Origin of the sequence: Brevibacterium sp. RIT 803 (assembly GCF_016892625.1) — a bacterium.
GTDB lineage: Bacteria > Actinomycetota > Actinomycetes > Actinomycetales > Brevibacteriaceae > Brevibacterium.
This window is the reverse complement of sequence record NZ_JAFEMW010000004.1, coordinates 460,129-478,509: the sequence shown is the minus strand read 5'-3', so window position 1 is coordinate 478,509 and position 18,381 is coordinate 460,129. Positions and strand designations below refer to the sequence as shown.

Sequence of the window (18,381 nt, the reverse complement as noted above, 5' to 3'; positions counted from 1 at the left end):
AGGTGATTACATTCTGTTACCAGTAGTACTCTAGAGCTATCCAGTAACACTTTGCAATCACTTCGGAGTTCCCATGATCACCACTCCACGATCGAATTGTCCGATCAACCGCGCTCTGGAGATGCTCGGCGACCAGTGGAGTCTGTTGATTCTGCGCGATATCGCGATGCACGATCGTCGTTCGTTTCGGGAGCTGGTCGCAGGCAGCGATGAGGGGATCAGTGCGCCGGTGCTGTCTCGCCGGCTGGCCGACCTGACTGCGGCCGGATTCCTCCGCAAGTCGGCAGTCGGTCGCGGCAAGCAGGGTCGGTACTCGCTGACCGAGCGCGGACTCGAGGTCATTCCACTCCTCGTCGAGCTCGGCCGTCTCGGTGCAGCCATCGACCCGAGCACCGCCGGGAATGCTCCTGCATTCGCCGCCGAAGGCTCCGGCAGCCTTGACGACCGTTTGCGCTCTCTGCGCGCTGCGCACCTCTGAAGCCGGAGTCCTGGGTGAGAGCCTCAGCTCTCGCAGCATCCTCCGTCGGATCCCCCGCAGTGTCGACCGGACTCCGGAGCGGGGACGTCGAGGACGGGGGAGCGGTCGAAGAATCCCTCAGGGCGCAGTTTGAACCCGACGGTGTCCACGGGCATGATCGGCCAGTCCTCGACCCGGGGGAAGTGCGTGAGGCCGAAGCTGTGCCACACCACGATGTCCTCACCGTCGACGCTGCGATCGGCGGCAGTCCATGCGGGCAGACCTGCGTGACCGGGATGCTGGTTAGGGAAGTCGCCGGTCGGATAGCGCTCGTCCTCGTGATACTGCGAGACCCATAGTGCCTTTGATGCGAACGTCGCCCGCTTGTGGATCGATGAGTCCTCGGCTGCAAGTAAGGTCGGCAGCCCCGTGGGGTGGAGCTTGTAACCCACGGGTTCGCCGAGGCGGTTGGCCGAGTCCGGGTTCGTCACCACCCAGGTCCGAGCCTTCGACTGATCTGCGTCGCGCTGAGCGGCCAGTTCCGTACCCAGTACGGTGCGTTTGCGGCTGAAGGCATTGCCGCGCGGATTGGACTCCGAGACCGGCAAGCGCACGACGTCCTCCTCCTCGACCCGGCATCTGCCGCCGTCGAGGGCGAAGTCGAGACGCGCCCCGAATAGATGCTGATGGAACGGTGCACCCAGGCCGGGGGCGATCTCCGAGGCGAAGTCACTTGATCCGTTCGGCAGCGCCGAGGTGAAGACCACCCCGGTGGCCTTGGCCTCGAACTCGATCGTGCCGTCGAGGTAGAGGTACCAGTAGAAGCCGTAGTCGTAGTTGCCGACAGTGGTGAAGAAGGAGACGACGAACCTCCGGTTGCGTCTGGTGTAGTCCACTCCCGACCACAGATCCGAATGTTTGGCCAGGATCGAGGCGTCCTCCTCGTGCATGCAGATGCCGTTCTTGATCTGCCTGGGTTCGCCGAGGTTGTTCGCCACCCACGGGGACAGGTACGTGATGTCGCCGAGGCAGTCGCAGCCCAGCTCGAGCGAGTTCGCCCACTGCCCGACGAGGTATTCACCCGTGTCGAAGTAGTTCTGCCAGGACCGCACCGGAGACGGGTCGCCATAGGGCACGACCATCTCTGCAATCGCGGCCCGGTCGAGGATCGTGCGGGTGACCTCGCTGTCGGTGAAGGCGATGTTGTGCAGGATGAGGCCTTCGCGCATGTCGAAGCCGACGTCGAATGACCATTTCTCCCATTCGATGTGATTGCCCTCGGACAGGGTGAAGCTGGGCCCCTCCGGCTGCGTGATCTCGATCGGCTTCTGGGTGGTGCGCACCGGGCCGGTGAGCTTCGGATCCGTGTAGTTTCCGTGCTCGGCAGGCACCGGAACATCCTCGAGATCGAGGATCTGATCGACGGTCCGGTTGGTCACATCGACATAGGCGACGAGGCCGTCGATCGGATGCGCCCAGGCCGAATCGCTCGCGTGCGGTTGGAGGAAAGCGAGGCCACGCAGGATCCTCCGCCCCGATTCCTCGGGGTATTCGAAGACACCGGCCGATAGCGGTGCGACCCGAACCTGTTCGATCGGCAGGCCACGACGGGCGAGGATCTGCTGCCACTTCGGATCCGCTGCGAGGACGTTCTCGACGATCTCGAACTCCTCTTCCATGACCGGGAACTCACCTTCGGCCCTCGAATCCACCTCGGCGACGGAATCGATTCGGGCATGAGTTGCGGACACGATGATGTCGCGGGATGTGCCAGCGGACTTGTCGATGACGAGAGCACGGAAGCGCCGGTTCGCCTCCGCTGCGGTGCGCGTATGACCGCGCACAGGATCGAGCAGTCCGACGTAGGACAAGCGCGCCTCGGTGGGGAAGTGCCCGGCCTCGCGCAGCGCCGAGGTCACGGTTGCGATCTCTGCCTCGGTCGGGAGCGAAAACGGTGTGAGTGCGGTCGGTGTGGAAGGATCGGCGGGAGTGGAATGGCAAGACATATGTGCACCTTCGCAACGTCATTGATGTGTGCTGATTCACTTAATAACCTACGCTTGTAGAAAATAAAGTCAAGGCCGGGACCGGAGGAAGAATGCCTAAGATCGTCGATCACGATCAGCGTCGGCGCGAGCTCGTCGAAGCGACCCTGCGCATCATCGTCGACCAGGGGCTGGCCGGGGCGACGATGCGTGACATCGCCGCAGAGTCCGGATTCGCCAATGGGGTGATCAAGTCCTATTTCGCCTCCAAGTCGGACCTGCTGGCCGCCACCTACCTCTTCGTCTACGAAGCCACGAACCGCCGCGTCGAGCTCTCCACGGCGCACCTGCGCGGCCTTGCTGCCCTGCGGGCCTTCGCGAACGAGGTCCTCCCGGTCACGCCCGAGCTTCACGATGAGGCCCGCGTCGTTCTCTCATTTCTCGCCGAGGTGGCCCAGAGCCCCGATCATGCCCGGACCACCCGCGAGACCATGGCTCAGTGGCGGACTTGGATCCGAGGCTGGCTTCGCCAGGCCGACGACGATGAAGAATTGGCCGCCGAGATCGAGCTTGAGTCTGCAGCCGATGTTCTCCTCACATATCTGCTCGGTGCCCAGACCGCAGCCATCATCGGAGGTGAATCGTTCGACTTCGCAGGTTTTCGCAGGCAGTTCGACCATGTGATTGCGCGACTTTCCAGGTAATCATGACCATATGGTCGGTAAATGCCTGAGAAGCCGTGACTCCCCGCGTGGTTGGGGATAGAGTGGCGCCAAGTGATCGTCGACACAGCAGTCGGTCGTCGGATGTTTCTGAGAAGGACGAAGATGTTACTTGAGAGCACAGCCTCTGATTTCGACGGGTGGCAAGCCCTCGTCTCGGACTCGTTCGTGCCGCTGGACACCGAGCCTGCCCGCCGCGGCGGATTCAGAGGAGCGATCAGCGCCCGCGACTATGACTCCGTCGTCATGTCCCACATCAGCGCCAACCCTCATGCTGTGCTGCGAACCCCGGATCTCATCGGGGCGGATTCACCCGGCAACGCAACCGGGTCCGGCGACGCGGATGGGCTCAAGGTGGGCTCGTCGACGAACTATTACAAGGTCTCACTCCAGCTCAACGGGCATGGACTCCTCATCCAAGATGGTCGAGAAGTGTCTCTGGCGCCCGGTTCCTTGGCGATCTACGACACCTCGCGTCCCTATACTCTGAGCTTCGACTGTGACTTCTCGTCCTACGTGATGATGTTCCCGCAATCGCGGGTGAACCTGCCCACCGACACCGTCGGTCGGCTCACGGCCACCTCGATCGGCGCCGATCATCAGCTCGGCGCCGTTGCCACGCAGATCATCACGCAAGCGGGAGCCATGCTGCCCACGCTCAACCGGTCCGTCGGAATCAGGTTGGCCGGAAACGTCGTCGACCTGCTCACCACCGTCATGGCCGATGAGCTCGCAGAGTCAGACGATGCGCCGGGGGAGAGGCAGCGACTCTGGACGGAGGTCACCGCCTACATCGACGCCAATCTCGCCGACCCGCAGCTGACACCCTCAACGATCGCCGCCGCTCATTTCATGTCGGTACGCACGCTGCATCAGGTATTCGAGGGCAGCGGGGAGACGGTGTCCGGGGAAATCCGTCGTCGCCGAATCGCGGCCTGCCGACACGACCTCGCCGATCCGCAGAAGTCGCAGGTTCCCGTTGCGGCGATCGGAGCTCGGTGGGGCCTGAGCGACCCGGCCCATTTCTCCCGACTCTTCCGCAGCCTGGTGGGATCGCCTCCGGCGCAGTTCCGCCGCAGCGCATTGCGCTGACTCGAGCAATCCACGACGCGGCTTTCTCTGCGCCGAAAGTCAAGAGTCCTGCTTCCAGAGCCAAGACACCGGCAAGGCTGATGAGAGAACCTGACGATACAGCCACTATCGCAAGGGGGATCACATGGGCGTGAATCTCGGCACTGGTAGCGAACCTGACAGCGCATCCCATCAACCGATCAGTTCGGGACTCGACTCCCGCCGCATCGGCACTCTCGCTCTCGTCTTCATGATCATCGCCGCCTCGGCGCCACTGACCGTGGTTGCCGGCGGCGTCCCCAGCAACTTCGCGGTCACCGAACTGCTCGGCATCCCACTGTCCTTCATCGTCCTCGGCGTCATTCTCATTCTCTTCGCCATCGGCTACGCAGCGATGAGCCGGCACGTGCACAACGCCGGTGCCTTCTTCGCCTACATCGCCAAAGGTCTGGGCAAGCCCGTCGGGATGGGCGCGGCCATCACCGCGCTCGTCGCGTACAACTCGATGCAGATCGGCATCGCCGGAATGTTCGGCTTCGTCTTCTCCTCCTTCCTCGATTCGCTGTTCGGTCTGCAGGCGGCCTGGTGGATCTGCGCGCTCATCGCCTGGGTGATCGTCGGTCTCATGGGCATCAGCCGCGTCGACTTCTCCGCGAAGGTCCTCGGCATCATCGTCGGCACCGAATTCCTCATCGTCATCGTCTTCGACGTCGTCGGATTCGCCCACAGCCCCGAAGGCATCACTGCCGACGGGCTGCTGCCCGACCAGCTCTTCGCCCCCGGAGTCGGGGCCGCGCTGGCGTTCTCGATCGCGGCGTTCATGGGCTTCGAGTCGGGCGCGATCTACAACGAAGAGGTCAAGGACCCTCAGCGCACAGCCGGCCGAGCGACGATCATCGCAGTGAGCATCATCGCCGTCTTCTACGCCCTCTCAGCCTGGGCGATGACCGTGGGCGAAGGCGCCTCGAACGTCGTCGGACGCTCCCAGGAGTTCGGTCCCGACCTGATGTTCGTCTTCCTCGGCGAACATACACCGGTCTGGTTCGTCGACCTGTCGAACCTGCTCTTCCTCACCTCGCTGCTGGCCGCGCTCGTGGCCTTCCACAACATCGTCTCCCGCTACTTCTTCGCCCTGGGCCGCGATCGGGTGCTGCCGACGATCCTGGCCACGACGTCGCGGCGTACCGGTGCTCCAGTCGCCGGCTCCCTGGCCCAGTCGGGACTCGCACTCATCGTCATCATCATCTTCGCCATCGTCGGCTCCGGCAGTGACGACCCGCTCTTTCCCGTCGTCACCCTCTTCACCTGGCTGACGAATATGGGCGCCTTCGGCCTCGTCCTCCTCATGGCGTTCACGGCGTTGGCCGTCGTCGGATTCCTTCGGTCGCATTCGAGCGACTACTCACTGTGGACGCGCGTGATCGCACCTGGGCTCTCCGCCATCGGACTGATCGTTCTCTTCGTAGCCATCGTCATCAACTTCAACGTCCTCATCGGTCTCGAGGGCGCCTCGGTGCTCTCCTGGCTGCTGCCGGCCATCGTGCTCGTTCCCGGGATCTTCGGCACTATCTGGGCCCTCGTCTTGAGGTCGAGTCGCCCGCAGCTCTATGCAGGCATCGGCACCGGTGGAAGCCTGGGATGATGACCCTGCCGATCCGCCCCATGAACCATCGACAACCACCGAGATCAGCCAAGTCAACCTCCAGAAAGGGAGAATCATGAGCACCGACGTCACCACTTACGCAGGACTGCTGTCGTCCATCGAGGACCCGAACGGTCGCAAGCTGCTCGACCCCGCCACAGGCGAGGTTGTCGGCCGCACCCGTGAGGGCAGCCCCGCCGACATCGACACCGCTGTGGCTGCCGCCCGCAAGGTCCAGCCCGATTGGGCGGCGCGGAGCTCGCAGGAGCGCAGCGGACTGTTGAATCAGGCCGCCGACGCGATCGAGGCATCCGCCGAGGCCCTGGCGGAACTGCTCTCCCGTGAGCAGGGCAAGCCGCTCAACGGACCCAATGCCCGTTTCGAAGTAGGTGCCTGCGCTGCGTGGCTGCGGGCGAATGCTGCCTTCGAGCTCGACGCCGAAACTCTCGTCGACGATGAGGAGACCCACGCCGAACTTCACTACGCGCCGGTGGGTGTCATCGGCGCTGTGGGGCCGTGGAACTGGCCCATGATGATCTCGGTCTGGCAGTTCGCGCCCTCGCTGAAGATGGGCAACACCGTAGTGCTCAAGCCCTCCGAATACACGCCGCTGTCCGTGCAGGCGCTGGTCGCGGTGGTCAATCAGGTCCTGCCCGCCGATGTGCTGACCGTGGTTCCCGGCGGTGGCGAGGTCGGTGCAGCATTGACCTCCCACGCCGATGTCGACAAGATCATGTTCACCGGTTCGACCAAGACGGGCCAGGCGATCATGGCCTCGGCGGCCGATACTCTGGCCCGTCTGACCTTGGAGCTGGGCGGCAACGACGCGGGAATCGTGCTCGAGAACGCCGATCCTGCGGCCATCGCCGGCGACCTGTTCTGGGGTGCATTCATCAACACCGGTCAGACCTGTGCAGCGATGAAGCGCCTCTACGTGCCCGAATCCCTCTACGACCAGGTCTGCGATGCCCTCGTCGAGGTGGCCAAGCAGTCACCGATGGGAGTGGGCCTGAAAGAGGAGAACGTGCTCGGGCCGCTGCAGAACAAGCAGCAGTACGATATCGTCGCCAAGCTCGTCCAGGCGGCGAAGGACGGTGGAGCTCGAGTCCTCACAGGAGGTGACCCCGCTGCCGATCAGCCCGGTTACTTCTATCCGACCACGCTCGTGGCAGATATCGACAACAACAACCCCTTGGTCGCCGAAGAACAGTTCGGACCAGTTCTGCCGATCATCAGGTACACAGACCTGGAACAGGCCATCGGGTGGGCCAACGAGCTCGAGGTCGGTCTCGGCTCCTCGGTCTGGGGCAGTGACCTCGAGGAATGCAAGAAGGTCGCAGCCCGCCTGGAAGCAGGATCGACGTGGATCAACAAGCACGGTGCCGTGGACCCGCGGATTCCCTTCGGCGGTGTGAAGAAATCCGGCTTCGGGCTCGAATTCGGTCTCGAGGGCCTCAAGCACGTCAGCGTTCCCCACGTGATCAGCTGGTAACTCCCGCCCCGCTAAACCTCCCTGACGTCACTAAACACGCGTGGCGCCGGGGAGGTTTAGTGACGTCGGGGAGGTTTAGCGGGAGGTGCGCTCCTCCGGCAGGATCTCCTGCACGATCTCGACCACCCTTGCCAGGGCCTCCGAGGGGTTATTGCGCCTCCAGCCCAGCGCGAGGGTGAACGCATCCCCACCTTCGGCGAGGCGAACATAGGTGACGCCGTCGATGCGGATGTGATCTGAGGATTCGACGACAACCGCGATTCCGACCTGCGCACCGACGAGTGCGAGCAGGCTGTAGGGATCGGGGGCCTCCTGAGTGATGTGGGGGAGGAACCCGGCCTCATCAGCCAGTCGCATCATCACCTCACGAACCTGGGAGCCGTGTGAAGGCGCATAGGAGATGAACGGCTGGTCAGCCAGATCGCTCATCGAGACCAAGTCGCGATTGGCAAGAGCATGACCAGTGGGAACGGCAACCATCACCCGCTCCTGCCGGATGATGTGGACATCGACCCCGGCAGGCGAGGGTGGGCTGATCACAGCCAGATCCATCGTCCCGTCACGGGCCGCCAGCGCGGCCTCTCCGGAATACGTCTGCGGGTGCAGGTCGAGGTTGATCCCCGGCTGTCGGCGGGCCACTTCCCTCGACAGCCGTGACAGGATCGAATAGCCGCTGGTGCCGCCGAAGCCGATCTTCACCCGACCCACCGCACCTTCCTGCGCGGCCCGGGCGATACGACGGGCCCCGTCGACCTGTGCTTGGATGGCCTGCGCGGGCTCGAGCAGCGCCTCACCTGACGAAGTCAGTCGCACCCGGCGCGTTGTCCGTTCGAACAGCTGCACCCCCATGTCCTTCTCCAGCGAGCGGATCATCTGGCTCAGCGCTGGTTGAGCGATGTGCAGTGTTTCGGCAGCCCGACCGAAATGCAGCTCCTGCGCCACCGCAGTGAACGCCGCGAAGTATCGTAACTCCATCCCATCACCCTTCCTCTCAAAGGCCAGTGAGGCCTCCACCGCCGACCAACAAAAGCACATTAATAAGAATTGTCAATTAATAGCGTAGAGATTACGTCTTGGACTCTGCGTAATACAAGTGGAACAGTGATGACAGCACAGATTGAGTCATCCAGCAACGAGAGAGCAGACATGAGCAACCTTGGATCAGCGTCGATCCCCGACTCTGACGCGACACCCGCACCGAAGGTCGATCCCAAGCAGGGGCGCCGAGCCGGCACCGCTGCCTTCATCGGTACCACCATCGAATGGTTCGACTTCTACATCTACGGCACCGCCTCGGCGCTGGTGCTGGGCAAGCTCTTCTTCCCGGAAGTCAGCCCGGCGATGGGCACACTCGCTGCCTTCGCCACCTTCGCCGTCGGCTTCATCGCCCGGCCGCTCGGCGGTATCGTCTTCGGTCACTTCGGCGACAAATTCGGTCGGAAGAACACCGTCATCACGACACTCCTGCTCATGGGAGCGGCCACGGTCGGTGTCGGCCTCCTGCCCACCTACGAACAGATCGGGTTCATGGCTCCGATCCTGCTTGTCCTCCTCCGCGTCATCCAGGGAGTCGCCATGGGAGGCGAATGGGGCGGCGCGGTCCTCATCGCGACCGAGTTCGCGCCCCCGGGCAAGAAGATCCTCTACGGTGCCTTCGCACAGCAGGGGTCACCGGTCGGCAACTTGTTGGCGACCGTCTCCTTCCTTGGCCTGACCTATATGAGCGCCGAGAACTTCGGTGCCTGGGGGTGGAGAATTCCCTTCCTCGCCTCTTCGGTCCTCATTCTCGTTGGTCTCTACATTCGGCTCAAGATCACCGAATCTCCCGAGATGATCGCAGCCACGGAGAAGGCACCGCAGAAGCGCACCCCGATCGTCGAACTGCTGCATAACCACTGGAAGGTGGTCTCCTTGGCGATCGGCGCAGTCGTTGCAGGCGTGGCCATCACCTACGTCAAGACGACGTTCGCCCTGTCCTGGGCGACGACCGAATTGGAATTCGGCCGCACGCAGTTCCTCCAAGTCATCACCGCAGCTCTGATCGCTCAGGTGATCATCCAGCCCTTCGGAGCTATCCTCGCGTCGAAAGTCGACGCGAAGAAGGCGATCCTCATGATGCTTCTGCCTGAGCTGGTGCTGCTGCCGGCGATGTTCCTCCTCATCCAGACCGGAAATTTCTGGTTGGCGATGTTCGGCATGGTGCTGGCCACTGCACCGCACGCGATGTACTACGCAGCACTGGCAGGCGTCCTTGCTCAGCTGTTTCCCACCACCATCCGCTACACCGGGATCTCCGTGGCCTACCAGGTTTCGACGGCTCTGTTCGCCGGTACCGCGCCCTTCCTCAGCCAGGCTCTTCTCAGCGCCACCGGATCGATCTGGGTCGTCGTCTGCCTCGGCCTGGGCTACGTCCTCATCTCCGTTGTGTGTATGTCTCTCCTGCTGCGCGGAAAGTCCTGGATCAATCGCGAAGGAGAAGCCGGGCACGTCGCCGAGGCGAGCACCACCTCGGCGAGCGTGAGCGAAGCCGAGGAATCGGCACCCACAACGAGCCGCTGATCGCCACCGATTCGACCGCTCGGCGCAGCAACCACGTATGACCAGAGAAGGAACCATGAACTACATCGACCTCGATCCCGCTCTGCAGCCCCTCATCGAGTCCTACCTCGACACGAGCGATCAGGAGCTGCTGGCCCCGGTACTCACTGCACTCGGCGCCGACGCCGCACAGCGCCTCGCCCCACTGGCCGATGTCGCAGACAAGAACCCGCCGATGCTGGCGCAGTTCAACCGCGAGGGCGATCGCGTCGACACGATCGACTACCACCACAGCTATCAGGAGCTGCAGAAAGCCGCCTACGAAGAGTACGGACTTTCCGCGCTCTCACACCGAGGCCTCCACGGCTGGGAAGACGTGCCACCCCACCTGGTCAAATACATCCTCTCCTACGTCTTCGTCCAGGCCGAGTTCGGCCTTGCCTGCCCGGTGTCGATGACGGATGCCGCGGCGCGGACCCTGCGGAAGTTCGGTGAAGGCGAGCAGATCGCCGAGGCGATTGATCGTCTCATCTCGACCGATCCCGAGCGTCGGTTCACCGGTGCGATGTTCATGACCGAGATCCATGCCGGCACCGACATCGCTCAGACGTCGACCGTGGCCGAACGCGAGGGCGAGAATTGGGCCCTGTTCGGCCGCAAGTGGTTCGCCTCGAACCCGGACGCCGACATCATCCTCACCCTCGCCAGATTCCCCGGCGGCGATGACACCACACGTGGAGTCGGACTGTTCATGCTGCCCAAGCACCGTCCGGACGGGACGAAGAACTCCTATGTCATCGACAGGCTCAAGGACAAGCTCGGCACCAGGTCGATGCCCAGCGGCGAGGTCACCCTCAACGGTGCCTATGCTATTCAGGTCGGCGAACTTGAACGCGGATTTCGACAGATGGCGGAGATGGTCAACACCTCCCGACTGTCCAACGCGATGCGCGCCACCGCCCTCATGCGCAGGTCGATCAACGAAGCGCTCGCCCACGCCCGCCAACGCGTAGTCTTCGGCAAGACCCTCAGCGAAGCACCACTGATGCGCATGACCCTGCTGCCGCTGCAGGCCGAAGCCGAGGCCGCTCTGGGGCTCGTCTTCTACGCCGGCGACATCCTCCAACGAGCCGACGCCGGCGATGCGGATGCGACCGCGCAGATCCGCGTCCTCACCCCGCTGGCCAAGCATTACATCTGCAAACGCGCCCGCTTCGTCACCGGTGAGGCGATGGAGGTCCGCGGAGGTCGCGGCTACATCGAGGAATTCCCCGATGCCCGCCTCGTCCGCGACTCACACCTGGGTTCGATCTGGGAGGGCTCGAGCAACGTCATCGCCCTCGACGTCCTGCGGTGCATGCGCAAACAGGGCGCCCACAGGCTCCTGGCCGAGACGATGACGCAGAAGCTGAGCACCATCGCCCTCGCCGAGGCGGGCCCTGAGATCCGTGAGCTTCTGACCAGATGGAACGCGATCGTCGATCGCGGTGACGCGATTCTCAATGCCGAGGCCGATGCCGCTGAGGCTCTCATCGGCGGCTATGCCGACGATCTGGCGCAGCTGATCATGGCGACCCTGGTGCTCGAACAGGCCGATGTCGAAGTCACCCGCGCTGCCAACTTCCGCAAGCTGCTCGTCGCCAGGACCTTCATCGGCACCACCATCACAGGCGACGAGCACACCGTGGTCGACACCCTGTCCCACTTCGATGACATCGTCGATGGCACGACCGTGCCCCGCGACGCTGTGCCAGCCGACGTCGTCCCAACATCCGCACCCGTGGCCTGAAACCACAGACAACACCGGAGCAAGTCATGAGAAACACAGAGACAGAATCCACCCTCGATGCGAGCACTGCGGCAGGCGGGAATTTCGAAGGACCACTCGCCGGTGTGCGCGTCATCGACCTCTCGAAGATCCTCGCCGGACCCTATGCCACGATGTCACTGGCCGACCTCGGTGCCGAAGTGATCAAGGTCGAGCACCCGGACGGTGGAGACCCGACCCGAGCCTGGGGTCCGCCGACGGTCGGCGCCGATGCCACCTACTTCCACGCCGCCAACCACAGCAAGAAGTCCGTGACGATCGACCTCAAATCCGATCGTGGACAGACACAGGTCCACGACCTGCTAGCCGAGGCCGATGTCCTCGTCGAGAATTTCAGGCCCGGCAGCTCCCTGCAGACGATCTTCGACTACAAGGAGCTCTCGGCGACGTTCCCGCACCTCGTCATCCTCCACATCTCCGCCTACGGAGATCACGGACCGATGCGCGATGAACCCGGCTACGACATGGTCGCCCAGGCCCGCGGCGGGCTCATGTCCCTGACCGGAGAAGCAGGCGGCCCGCCGATGAAGTCAGGCTTCGCCATGGGCGACCTGGGTGCGGGACTGTTCGGAATCATCGGCATCGTCTCCGCGCTCTTCGAACGCAGTCGGACCGGCAAGGGCCAGTACCTGACGACCTCCCTCTATGAGGGACAGCTGGCGCTGCACGTGAATTGGGCGACGAACTACTTCGCCGACGGCAGACGCCCGCACGCTCTTGGCTCTGGTCATCCCAACCTCGTGCCATACCAGGCTTATCCTGCCGCCGATGACTACTTCGTCATCGCAATCGGCAACGATTCCCTGTGGCGAAGCCTCTGCACCGCCATCGACCGGCCGGATCTCGGCGGTGACGAACGCTTGTCAGCCAACCGCGGTCGAGTCGTGAACCGCGACTACCTCAACGAGGAGCTCTCCCGCACTCTGCGCACGAATACCGTCGACCACTGGTGTGCACTGTTCTCGACCTCCGGAATTCCTGCTGCACCGATCAAACACCTCGACGAGGTCTATGCTGATCCGCAGACCGAGGCCCTGGGCATGGTCCAGACCGTCGAGCACCCCACCGCCGGACCGATGCGACAGGTGGCTTTCCCCGTCAACTTCAACGGAGTCCGGCCACCCGTGCGTTCCGCGCCACCGGAGCTCGGCGCAGATACTCACGAGATCCTCGGTGCCACAGCCCACCCACACCCAGCCACCACAGGAGCCTGAAATGACGACGACCGCCACCGCGCAGGATGCCGCCGACATCGACAAGTCCGACCTCCTCGACCTCGAAGGACTCCTCAGCAAGTCCGAGATCGAACTCCGCGACATGGTGCGGGCCTTCGTCGATGAGCGTTTCCGTCCGAACATCGCCGACTGGTATGAGAACGCCGTCTTCCCCCGAGAGATCGTGGCCGAGATGGGCGACCTCGGGCTGCTGGGCATGCACCTGCACGGCTACGGCTGCCCGGGGCGATCCGCCGTCGAATACGGTCTCGCGGCTATGGAGCTCGAAGCCGGTGACTCGGGACTGCGGACCTTCGTGTCCGTGCAGGGATCCCTGGCCATGTCCGCGATCCACAAATTCGGCTCCGAAGAGCAGAAGAATCGTTACCTGCCGGGCATGGCCAAGGGTGAGATCATCGGCTGCTTCGGCCTGACTGAGCCCACTGCCGGGTCCGACCCAGGATCGATGGCCACCACAGCAGCACGCAATGATGACGGCTCGTGGACCCTCAACGGAGCCAAACGCTGGATCGGCCTGGCATCTATCGCCGACGTCGCGGTCATCTGGGCCGCGACGGACGAGGGCATCCGCGGGTTCCTCGTTCCGACAGACACCGCAGGCTTCGCCGCCACCCCGATCGAGGCGAAGCTGTCGATGCGAGCCTCCATCCAATGCGACATCGACCTGAATGATGTCTGCCTTCCCGCCGAGGCGGTCCTGCCCGATGCACGCGGACTCACGGGGCCCTTCTCCTGCCTCAACGAAGCCCGCTACGGGATCATGTGGGGTGTGATGGGTGCGGCCCGTGACTCCTATGAGGTGGCTCTGAAGTATGCGCAGGAGAGGATGCAGTTCGACAAACCTCTCTCCGGCTATCAGATCACGCAGCAGAAGCTGGTGAATATGGTCCTTGAGATTCAGAAGGGCATCCTCGTGGCCGTGCAGACAGGGCGACTCAAAGACGCGGGCACGCTCGACCCGGTCCAGATTTCGGTCGGCAAGCTCAACAACTGCCGTGAGGCGATCGCCATCTGCCGGGAGGCCAGGTCCATGCTCGGCGGCAACGGCATCACGCTCGAATACTCACCGCTGCGTCACGCCAACAACCTCGAGTCGGTGCGCACCTACGAAGGCACCGATGAGGTGCACACTCTGATTCTGGGCCGTCACATCACAGGGGAGCAGGCGTTTCGGTGACAGCGACTCGACCTGCTCAGACTTCTGCTGAGCTATCCACCAACTGTTTCATCTGTTTTCCCGCATGCCGGAAGAGCGAACGCATCCACTGATGCTCCGGATCGTTCTTGTGCGCGGGATGCCACCAGAGCGCATTGACCACGGGCACGGCCTCGAAGGGCGGGCGGAGGGCTCGCAATCCCTCGAAGCAGCGGGAATCGCTGGCCAGCCCGGCCTGGACGATCCCAAGCCGATCGGTGCCGCGGATGAAGTAGGGCAGAGCCAGGAAGCTCTCGACGACAGAGTCGACGACCGGTTCGATCCCCATCCCTGAGAGCTGTTTGTTCACCGAGGTGAAAGCCGTGCGCGACTGGTATGTGAAGACCCAGGGATTGTCCTGCAGGTCGGCAAGAGTCAGCTCATCGCCGATGCTCGGGTGGTCCTCGCTGACGAGGACCACCCAATGATCGGTCCACAGATCGAGGTGGTTGAGTTCCTCGAGGTGCCCGTGAGGGATCATGATCCCGTCAGAGGCCCGCAGGCGATTGGGGTCCTCGACGATCCCTGGGGTGTGCAGTTCGAATCGGAACTTCACTCCGGGTGCGGTCTCCTTCGCCAGCCGCGATACGGACTGCCCGATCGTGGCGAATCCGTAGTCCGATCCGAAGATCCGGAACTGTCGGGTCGACGTCTCCGGTGACCACTCGGCTTGGCTCTCAAACACTCGGCGGACCGCATCGATGGCAGAGGGCACCTGTGCAGCCAGCCGCACCGCCATCGGGGTCAGCTCGCTTGCATTGCCGCGCCGAACCAGCAGCGGATCGCCGAAGTGTCTGCGCAGGCGAGCCAGCGAAGCACTCAGCGCAGGCTGGCTGAGGCCCAGGCTGTCCGCCGCACGGGTGACGTTGCGTTCTGTGAGCAGTGCGTCAAGGGCCACGAGCAGGTTGAGATCAAGCCGCGACATCAGCGGAGATGTGGTCATGAGGGCAGTCAATCACATCACTGCCGTTTATGTGGGGCATCAGTGATATCCGTTAGATTTATGCGATGGGAGTCACTAGCGTGAAGTGCAGATCAACTCAACGATGAAGGAATCCACCATGATCAAACTTCTTTCCCACCTGTCCTCCGTCTCCATCGCCGCCCCCGATGTCGAGGCCTCGGTCACGTTCTACGAAACACAGGTCGGTATGACTGTCGTCGATCGGATCGACGATCGTGTGTATCTGCGCTGCTGGGGCGACTACTACCGCTACAGCTTGGTGATCGTGCCCGGCGCCGAACCCGCATTGGAGTCGATGACCTGGCGCACCTCCTCGCCCGAAGCTCTGCGTGAGGCCGCCGACCGCATCGCCGCTGCCGGAGTCCACGCCGAATGGTTCGATGGCCACACGACCGGTCGCTCCCTGCGTTTCACGGGGCCGTGGGGCCACACGATGACCCTCCACTGGGACGTCGAACACTACCGAGAGGCGACCGGGGACGAGGCCTCCGTCTACCCAGACCGGCCCACACGCCGCAGCCGCTTCGCGGGCGCGCCGCGCCAGCTCGACCACGTCACAGTCGCAACTCCCGAGGTCGACGCGTTCGCCAAGTGGTACAGCGACGTCCTGGGCTTTCGGATCATGGCGCGCACCGAGCTCGACGAAGCCCCGGTGTCCGTGTTCTCGGTGCTCACGACGAACGAGAAGTCCCACGACCTGGGCGTCGTCATGGACGGATCGTCCCGCCCCGGTCGCGTCAACCACTTCGCCTTCTGGGTCGATACGCGTGAGGAACTGCTCATCGCCGCCGATACTCTCATCGAGAACGGCGTCGGAATCGAGTACGGACCATCCATCCACGGCATCGGCGAGCAGAACTTCCTCTACTATCGGGATCCGTCCACAATGCGCATCGAGCTCAACACAGGTGGGTACCGCAACTATGTCCCGGATTGGGAAGCGCAGACCTGGCACCCTTCGCAGGGGTCGAACAACTTCTACAAGAACTCTCAGATGCCGATGTCGATGACCGAGTCCTTCCCGCCGGCCGACGGCCCGTCGGCGACTGAGGAAGGTGTCCCAGATGAGATCAAGTCGGCGCTGCTCAATCCCTACGCGAAGCAGGGTCGCGGCTGAAGGATTTCGCAGAACAGAACATGGAATCCACACGCAACGAAATCCCCACGCAGAGGAGAGGCAACACCATGACACTTGACTCACCATTCGCCCTCGCACGTTTTCGCGACACCGGCCCCAGCGCCACCGCAACCACCGTCGTCGGCTCAGTCGCAGGACAGGAGCCGGCCGCCCTCGGACTCGTCGCCGGCGGTCTCATCCGAGCACTGAGCACATCCGATCTGGGAGCTGCGAACCTCAATGAGTTCCTCGCAGACCCGGACTGGGACCGGCTGGCGGCCTTGGCGGCGGAGGATTCTGCTGATGGAGGTCAGCTCTGGCGTCCTCTGGACTCCGTGACTCTCACCGCGCCGGTCGAACCACGCCAGGTGCTCCAGGCCGGCGCCAACTATCGCGATCATGTCATCGAGCTCGTTGCCTCGGGACTGTCGACCAACACCGAGCTCTCACTCGAAGCTGCCAGAGATCAGGCAGCGACGATGATGGATGCTCGCGCTGCCAACGGTGAGCCCTACATCTTCATCGGACTGCCTTCCTGCGTCGTCGGAGACGACGAAGCACTGCAACTTCCCTCGTCGAGTGACACTCACGACTGGGAGCTGGAGCTGGCGGCCGTGATCGGCAAACCGGCTTTCCAGGTCAGCCGCGAGGAAGCGCTCGAGCATGTGGCCGGCTTTACGATCTGCAATGACATCTCCACCCGAGAATTCACCTTCAGGAAGGACATGAAGGAGATCGGATCGGACTGGCTGAAGTCGAAGAACTCACCGGGATTCCTGCCCACGGGCCCATTCCTGGTCCCGGACCGATTCGTCGATCCGGCAGACATGGATGTGAGGCTCGAACTCAACGGCGAGGTCAAACAGGACGCGAACACCTCAGGTCTCATGTTCGACCTCGCCGCGCTGCTGTCGACGGCCAGCCAGACCGCACGGCTGCTGCCTGGCGACCTGCTGCTCACCGGCAGTCCGGCCGGCAACGGCCAACACTGGAAGCGGTTCCTGCATGACGGTGATGTGCTGACTGGTCACATCTCAGGACTGGGCACACAGACCATCCGCTGCGTCGAAGAACCCAGCACCGCCGATGGCGCACGGGACGGAGTCCGATCATGAACGACACGACCACCTCGGCGGCGGGAAATCAAGGCACCCTTGACGATCCCGCTTCGATCGACCGAAACGACCCGGAAGCTGAGGTCGGCAGACGGGCCAAGGCCTACCGCAATTGGGGCCGTTGGGGCGACGATGACGTCCTAGGAACACTCAACTTCATCGATGAGGCAAAGCGCATCGAAGCCGCGGCTCTCGTCCGCACCGGTCAGACCGTGTCGCTGTCGCTTCCCTTCGATATGGACGGCCCACAGAAAGGATGGAGGCGCCGCACGAACCCCGTGCACACGATGCTCGACACCGGCACTGATGCCGAAGCGGGCAACCAGGGGTTCCCCCACGGAATAGGTGGAGCAGACGATGTCATCGCGATGCCGCTGCAGTGCTCGACCCAGTGGGATGGGTTGGGGCACATCTTCGATCACGGACAGGCTTGGAACGGTCGCCGATCCGGAAGTGTCGTCACCAGCGACGGTGACCTGGTCACGGGCATCGAGCACACCGCCGACGTCCTCGTCACCCGCGGAATCCTGCTCGACGTAGGCAGGTACCTCGAGCCAGAGAGCGGAGAGCTGCCTGACTCATTCGCCATCACGGGCGATCACCTCGCGGCCACGGCTGCCAGCCAGGGCGTGGAGGTTCGCCGGGGCGATATCGTCCTCGTGCGCACCGGTCAGCTGACCCGAGCATTGTGCGAGGGATGGGGCGAATACGCGGGCGGCCCAGCACCGGGGCTGTCCTTGACGAGCGCGGGATGGATCCACGACTCGGAGATCGCTGCCATCGCCACAGACACCTGGGGCTTCGAAGTCCGCCCCAACGAATTCGACGTGGAGGCGTTCCAGCCGCTGCATCAGGTAGCCATTCCCAACATGGGTCTGATGATCGGGGAGATGTGGAAACTCGACGAACTGGCTCAGACCTGCCTCGGCGAGGGCCGCTGGGAATTCCTGCTGACCGCACCGTCTCTGCCCATCACCGGTGCCGTGGGCACACCGGTCAACCCGATCGCTGTGTTCTGAT

At 63.4% G+C, this 18,381-nt stretch carries 15 protein-coding genes; 12 read left to right on the top strand and 3 right to left on the bottom strand.

What is annotated here, in order from left to right; genetic code table 11:
- Positions 1–73: 73 nt before the first annotated feature.
- On the top strand, positions 74–478 hold the full coding sequence (locus JTF07_RS15310) for a winged helix-turn-helix transcriptional regulator (protein ID WP_204235063.1): 405 nt from the start codon (positions 74–76) through the stop codon (positions 476–478).
- 23 nt (positions 479–501) lie between these two features.
- On the opposite strand, the gene JTF07_RS15305 is transcribed toward JTF07_RS15310, so the two are convergent.
- A complete protein-coding gene (locus tag JTF07_RS15305) occupies positions 502–2,463 on the bottom strand; it encodes a primary-amine oxidase (protein WP_204235062.1) in 1,962 nt (653 codons plus the stop codon).
- A 92-nt stretch (positions 2,464–2,555) separates the two neighbouring features.
- Between JTF07_RS15305 and JTF07_RS15300 the strand changes: the two genes are divergently transcribed.
- The 4 genes from JTF07_RS15300 to JTF07_RS15285 all read left to right on the top strand — a co-directional run bounded on the left by JTF07_RS15300 (position 2,556) and on the right by JTF07_RS15285 (position 7,369).
- Positions 2,556–3,146, top strand: a complete 591-nt coding sequence (locus JTF07_RS15300; protein WP_204235061.1) for a TetR/AcrR family transcriptional regulator — start codon at positions 2,556–2,558, stop codon at positions 3,144–3,146.
- A 123-nt stretch (positions 3,147–3,269) separates the two neighbouring features.
- The gene (locus JTF07_RS15295; protein WP_204235060.1) at positions 3,270–4,256 is read left to right on the top strand and encodes an AraC-like ligand-binding domain-containing protein; all 987 of its coding nucleotides are present in this window, start codon (positions 3,270–3,272) and stop codon (positions 4,254–4,256) included.
- A 124-nt stretch (positions 4,257–4,380) separates the two neighbouring features.
- The gene (locus JTF07_RS15290) at positions 4,381–5,877 is read left to right on the top strand and encodes an APC family permease (protein ID WP_204235059.1); all 1,497 of its coding nucleotides are present in this window, start codon (positions 4,381–4,383) and stop codon (positions 5,875–5,877) included.
- A 76-nt stretch (positions 5,878–5,953) separates the two neighbouring features.
- Entirely contained in the window at positions 5,954–7,369 is a 1,416-nt protein-coding gene (locus tag JTF07_RS15285; RefSeq protein WP_204235058.1) for an aldehyde dehydrogenase family protein, read from the top strand.
- 75 nt (positions 7,370–7,444) lie between these two features.
- Here the strand turns inward: JTF07_RS15285 and JTF07_RS15280 are convergent, their stop codons facing one another.
- Positions 7,445–8,344 (bottom strand): LysR family transcriptional regulator, encoded by a 900-nt coding sequence (locus JTF07_RS15280; RefSeq protein ID WP_204235057.1) that lies wholly within the window; start codon positions 8,342–8,344, stop codon positions 7,445–7,447.
- A 129-nt stretch (positions 8,345–8,473) separates the two neighbouring features.
- Here JTF07_RS15280 and JTF07_RS15275 point away from each other — a divergent pair, with 129 nt between their 5' ends.
- The 4 genes from JTF07_RS15275 to JTF07_RS15260 are packed head-to-tail and all read left to right on the top strand — an operon-like array spanning position 8,474 to position 14,147.
- On the top strand, positions 8,474–9,928 hold the full coding sequence (locus tag JTF07_RS15275) for an MFS transporter (RefSeq protein WP_204235056.1): 1,455 nt from the start codon (positions 8,474–8,476) through the stop codon (positions 9,926–9,928).
- A gap of 55 nt (positions 9,929–9,983) precedes the next feature.
- A complete protein-coding gene (locus tag JTF07_RS15270; protein ID WP_204235055.1) occupies positions 9,984–11,696 on the top strand; it encodes an acyl-CoA dehydrogenase family protein in 1,713 nt (570 codons plus the stop codon).
- Between the two features lie 26 nt (positions 11,697–11,722).
- On the top strand, positions 11,723–12,949 hold the full coding sequence (locus tag JTF07_RS15265; protein WP_204235054.1) for a CaiB/BaiF CoA transferase family protein: 1,227 nt from the start codon (positions 11,723–11,725) through the stop codon (positions 12,947–12,949).
- Position 12,950: 1 nt separating this feature from the next.
- Entirely contained in the window at positions 12,951–14,147 is a 1,197-nt protein-coding gene (locus JTF07_RS15260) for an acyl-CoA dehydrogenase family protein (RefSeq protein ID WP_204235053.1), read from the top strand.
- Between the two features lie 16 nt (positions 14,148–14,163).
- Here JTF07_RS15260 and JTF07_RS15255 read toward each other — a convergent pair whose 3' ends face one another.
- The gene (locus JTF07_RS15255; protein WP_204235052.1) at positions 14,164–15,108 is read right to left on the bottom strand and encodes a LysR family transcriptional regulator; all 945 of its coding nucleotides are present in this window, start codon (positions 15,106–15,108) and stop codon (positions 14,164–14,166) included.
- A gap of 118 nt (positions 15,109–15,226) precedes the next feature.
- Between JTF07_RS15255 and JTF07_RS15250 the strand changes: the two genes are divergently transcribed.
- The 3 genes from JTF07_RS15250 (at position 15,227) to JTF07_RS15240 (ending at position 18,380) form a co-directional block, all read left to right on the top strand.
- Positions 15,227–16,246 carry a VOC family protein gene (locus JTF07_RS15250; protein ID WP_204235051.1) on the top strand — a complete coding sequence of 340 codons (1,020 nt, stop codon included), beginning with the start codon at positions 15,227–15,229 and terminating at the stop codon, positions 16,244–16,246.
- Positions 16,247–16,314: 68 nt separating this feature from the next.
- On the top strand, positions 16,315–17,361 hold the full coding sequence (locus JTF07_RS15245) for a fumarylacetoacetate hydrolase family protein (protein WP_204235050.1): 1,047 nt from the start codon (positions 16,315–16,317) through the stop codon (positions 17,359–17,361).
- Positions 17,358–18,380, top strand: coding sequence for a cyclase family protein (locus JTF07_RS15240; protein WP_204235049.1), 1,023 nt, complete (start codon positions 17,358–17,360; stop codon positions 18,378–18,380). The genes JTF07_RS15245 and JTF07_RS15240 overlap by 4 nt, the downstream gene beginning before the upstream one ends.
- Position 18,381 lies beyond the last annotated feature (1 nt).

Coding starts and splice junctions, on each gene's coding strand:
- JTF07_RS15310 (WP_204235063.1), top strand. CDS start 74: ATGATCACCACTCCACGATCGAATTGTCCGATCAACCGCGCTCTGGAG.
- JTF07_RS15305 (WP_204235062.1), bottom strand. CDS start 2,463: ATGTCTTGCCATTCCACTCCCGCCGATCCTTCCACACCGACCGCACTC.
- JTF07_RS15300 (WP_204235061.1), top strand. CDS start 2,556: ATGCCTAAGATCGTCGATCACGATCAGCGTCGGCGCGAGCTCGTCGAA.
- JTF07_RS15295 (WP_204235060.1), top strand. CDS start 3,270: ATGTTACTTGAGAGCACAGCCTCTGATTTCGACGGGTGGCAAGCCCTC.
- JTF07_RS15290 (WP_204235059.1), top strand. CDS start 4,381: ATGGGCGTGAATCTCGGCACTGGTAGCGAACCTGACAGCGCATCCCAT.
- JTF07_RS15285 (WP_204235058.1), top strand. CDS start 5,954: ATGAGCACCGACGTCACCACTTACGCAGGACTGCTGTCGTCCATCGAG.
- JTF07_RS15280 (WP_204235057.1), bottom strand. CDS start 8,344: ATGGAGTTACGATACTTCGCGGCGTTCACTGCGGTGGCGCAGGAGCTG.
- JTF07_RS15275 (WP_204235056.1), top strand. CDS start 8,474: ATGACAGCACAGATTGAGTCATCCAGCAACGAGAGAGCAGACATGAGC.
- JTF07_RS15270 (WP_204235055.1), top strand. CDS start 9,984: ATGAACTACATCGACCTCGATCCCGCTCTGCAGCCCCTCATCGAGTCC.
- JTF07_RS15265 (WP_204235054.1), top strand. CDS start 11,723: ATGAGAAACACAGAGACAGAATCCACCCTCGATGCGAGCACTGCGGCA.
- JTF07_RS15260 (WP_204235053.1), top strand. CDS start 12,951: ATGACGACGACCGCCACCGCGCAGGATGCCGCCGACATCGACAAGTCC.
- JTF07_RS15255 (WP_204235052.1), bottom strand. CDS start 15,108: ATGACCACATCTCCGCTGATGTCGCGGCTTGATCTCAACCTGCTCGTG.
- JTF07_RS15250 (WP_204235051.1), top strand. CDS start 15,227: ATGATCAAACTTCTTTCCCACCTGTCCTCCGTCTCCATCGCCGCCCCC.
- JTF07_RS15245 (WP_204235050.1), top strand. CDS start 16,315: ATGACACTTGACTCACCATTCGCCCTCGCACGTTTTCGCGACACCGGC.
- JTF07_RS15240 (WP_204235049.1), top strand. CDS start 17,358: ATGAACGACACGACCACCTCGGCGGCGGGAAATCAAGGCACCCTTGAC.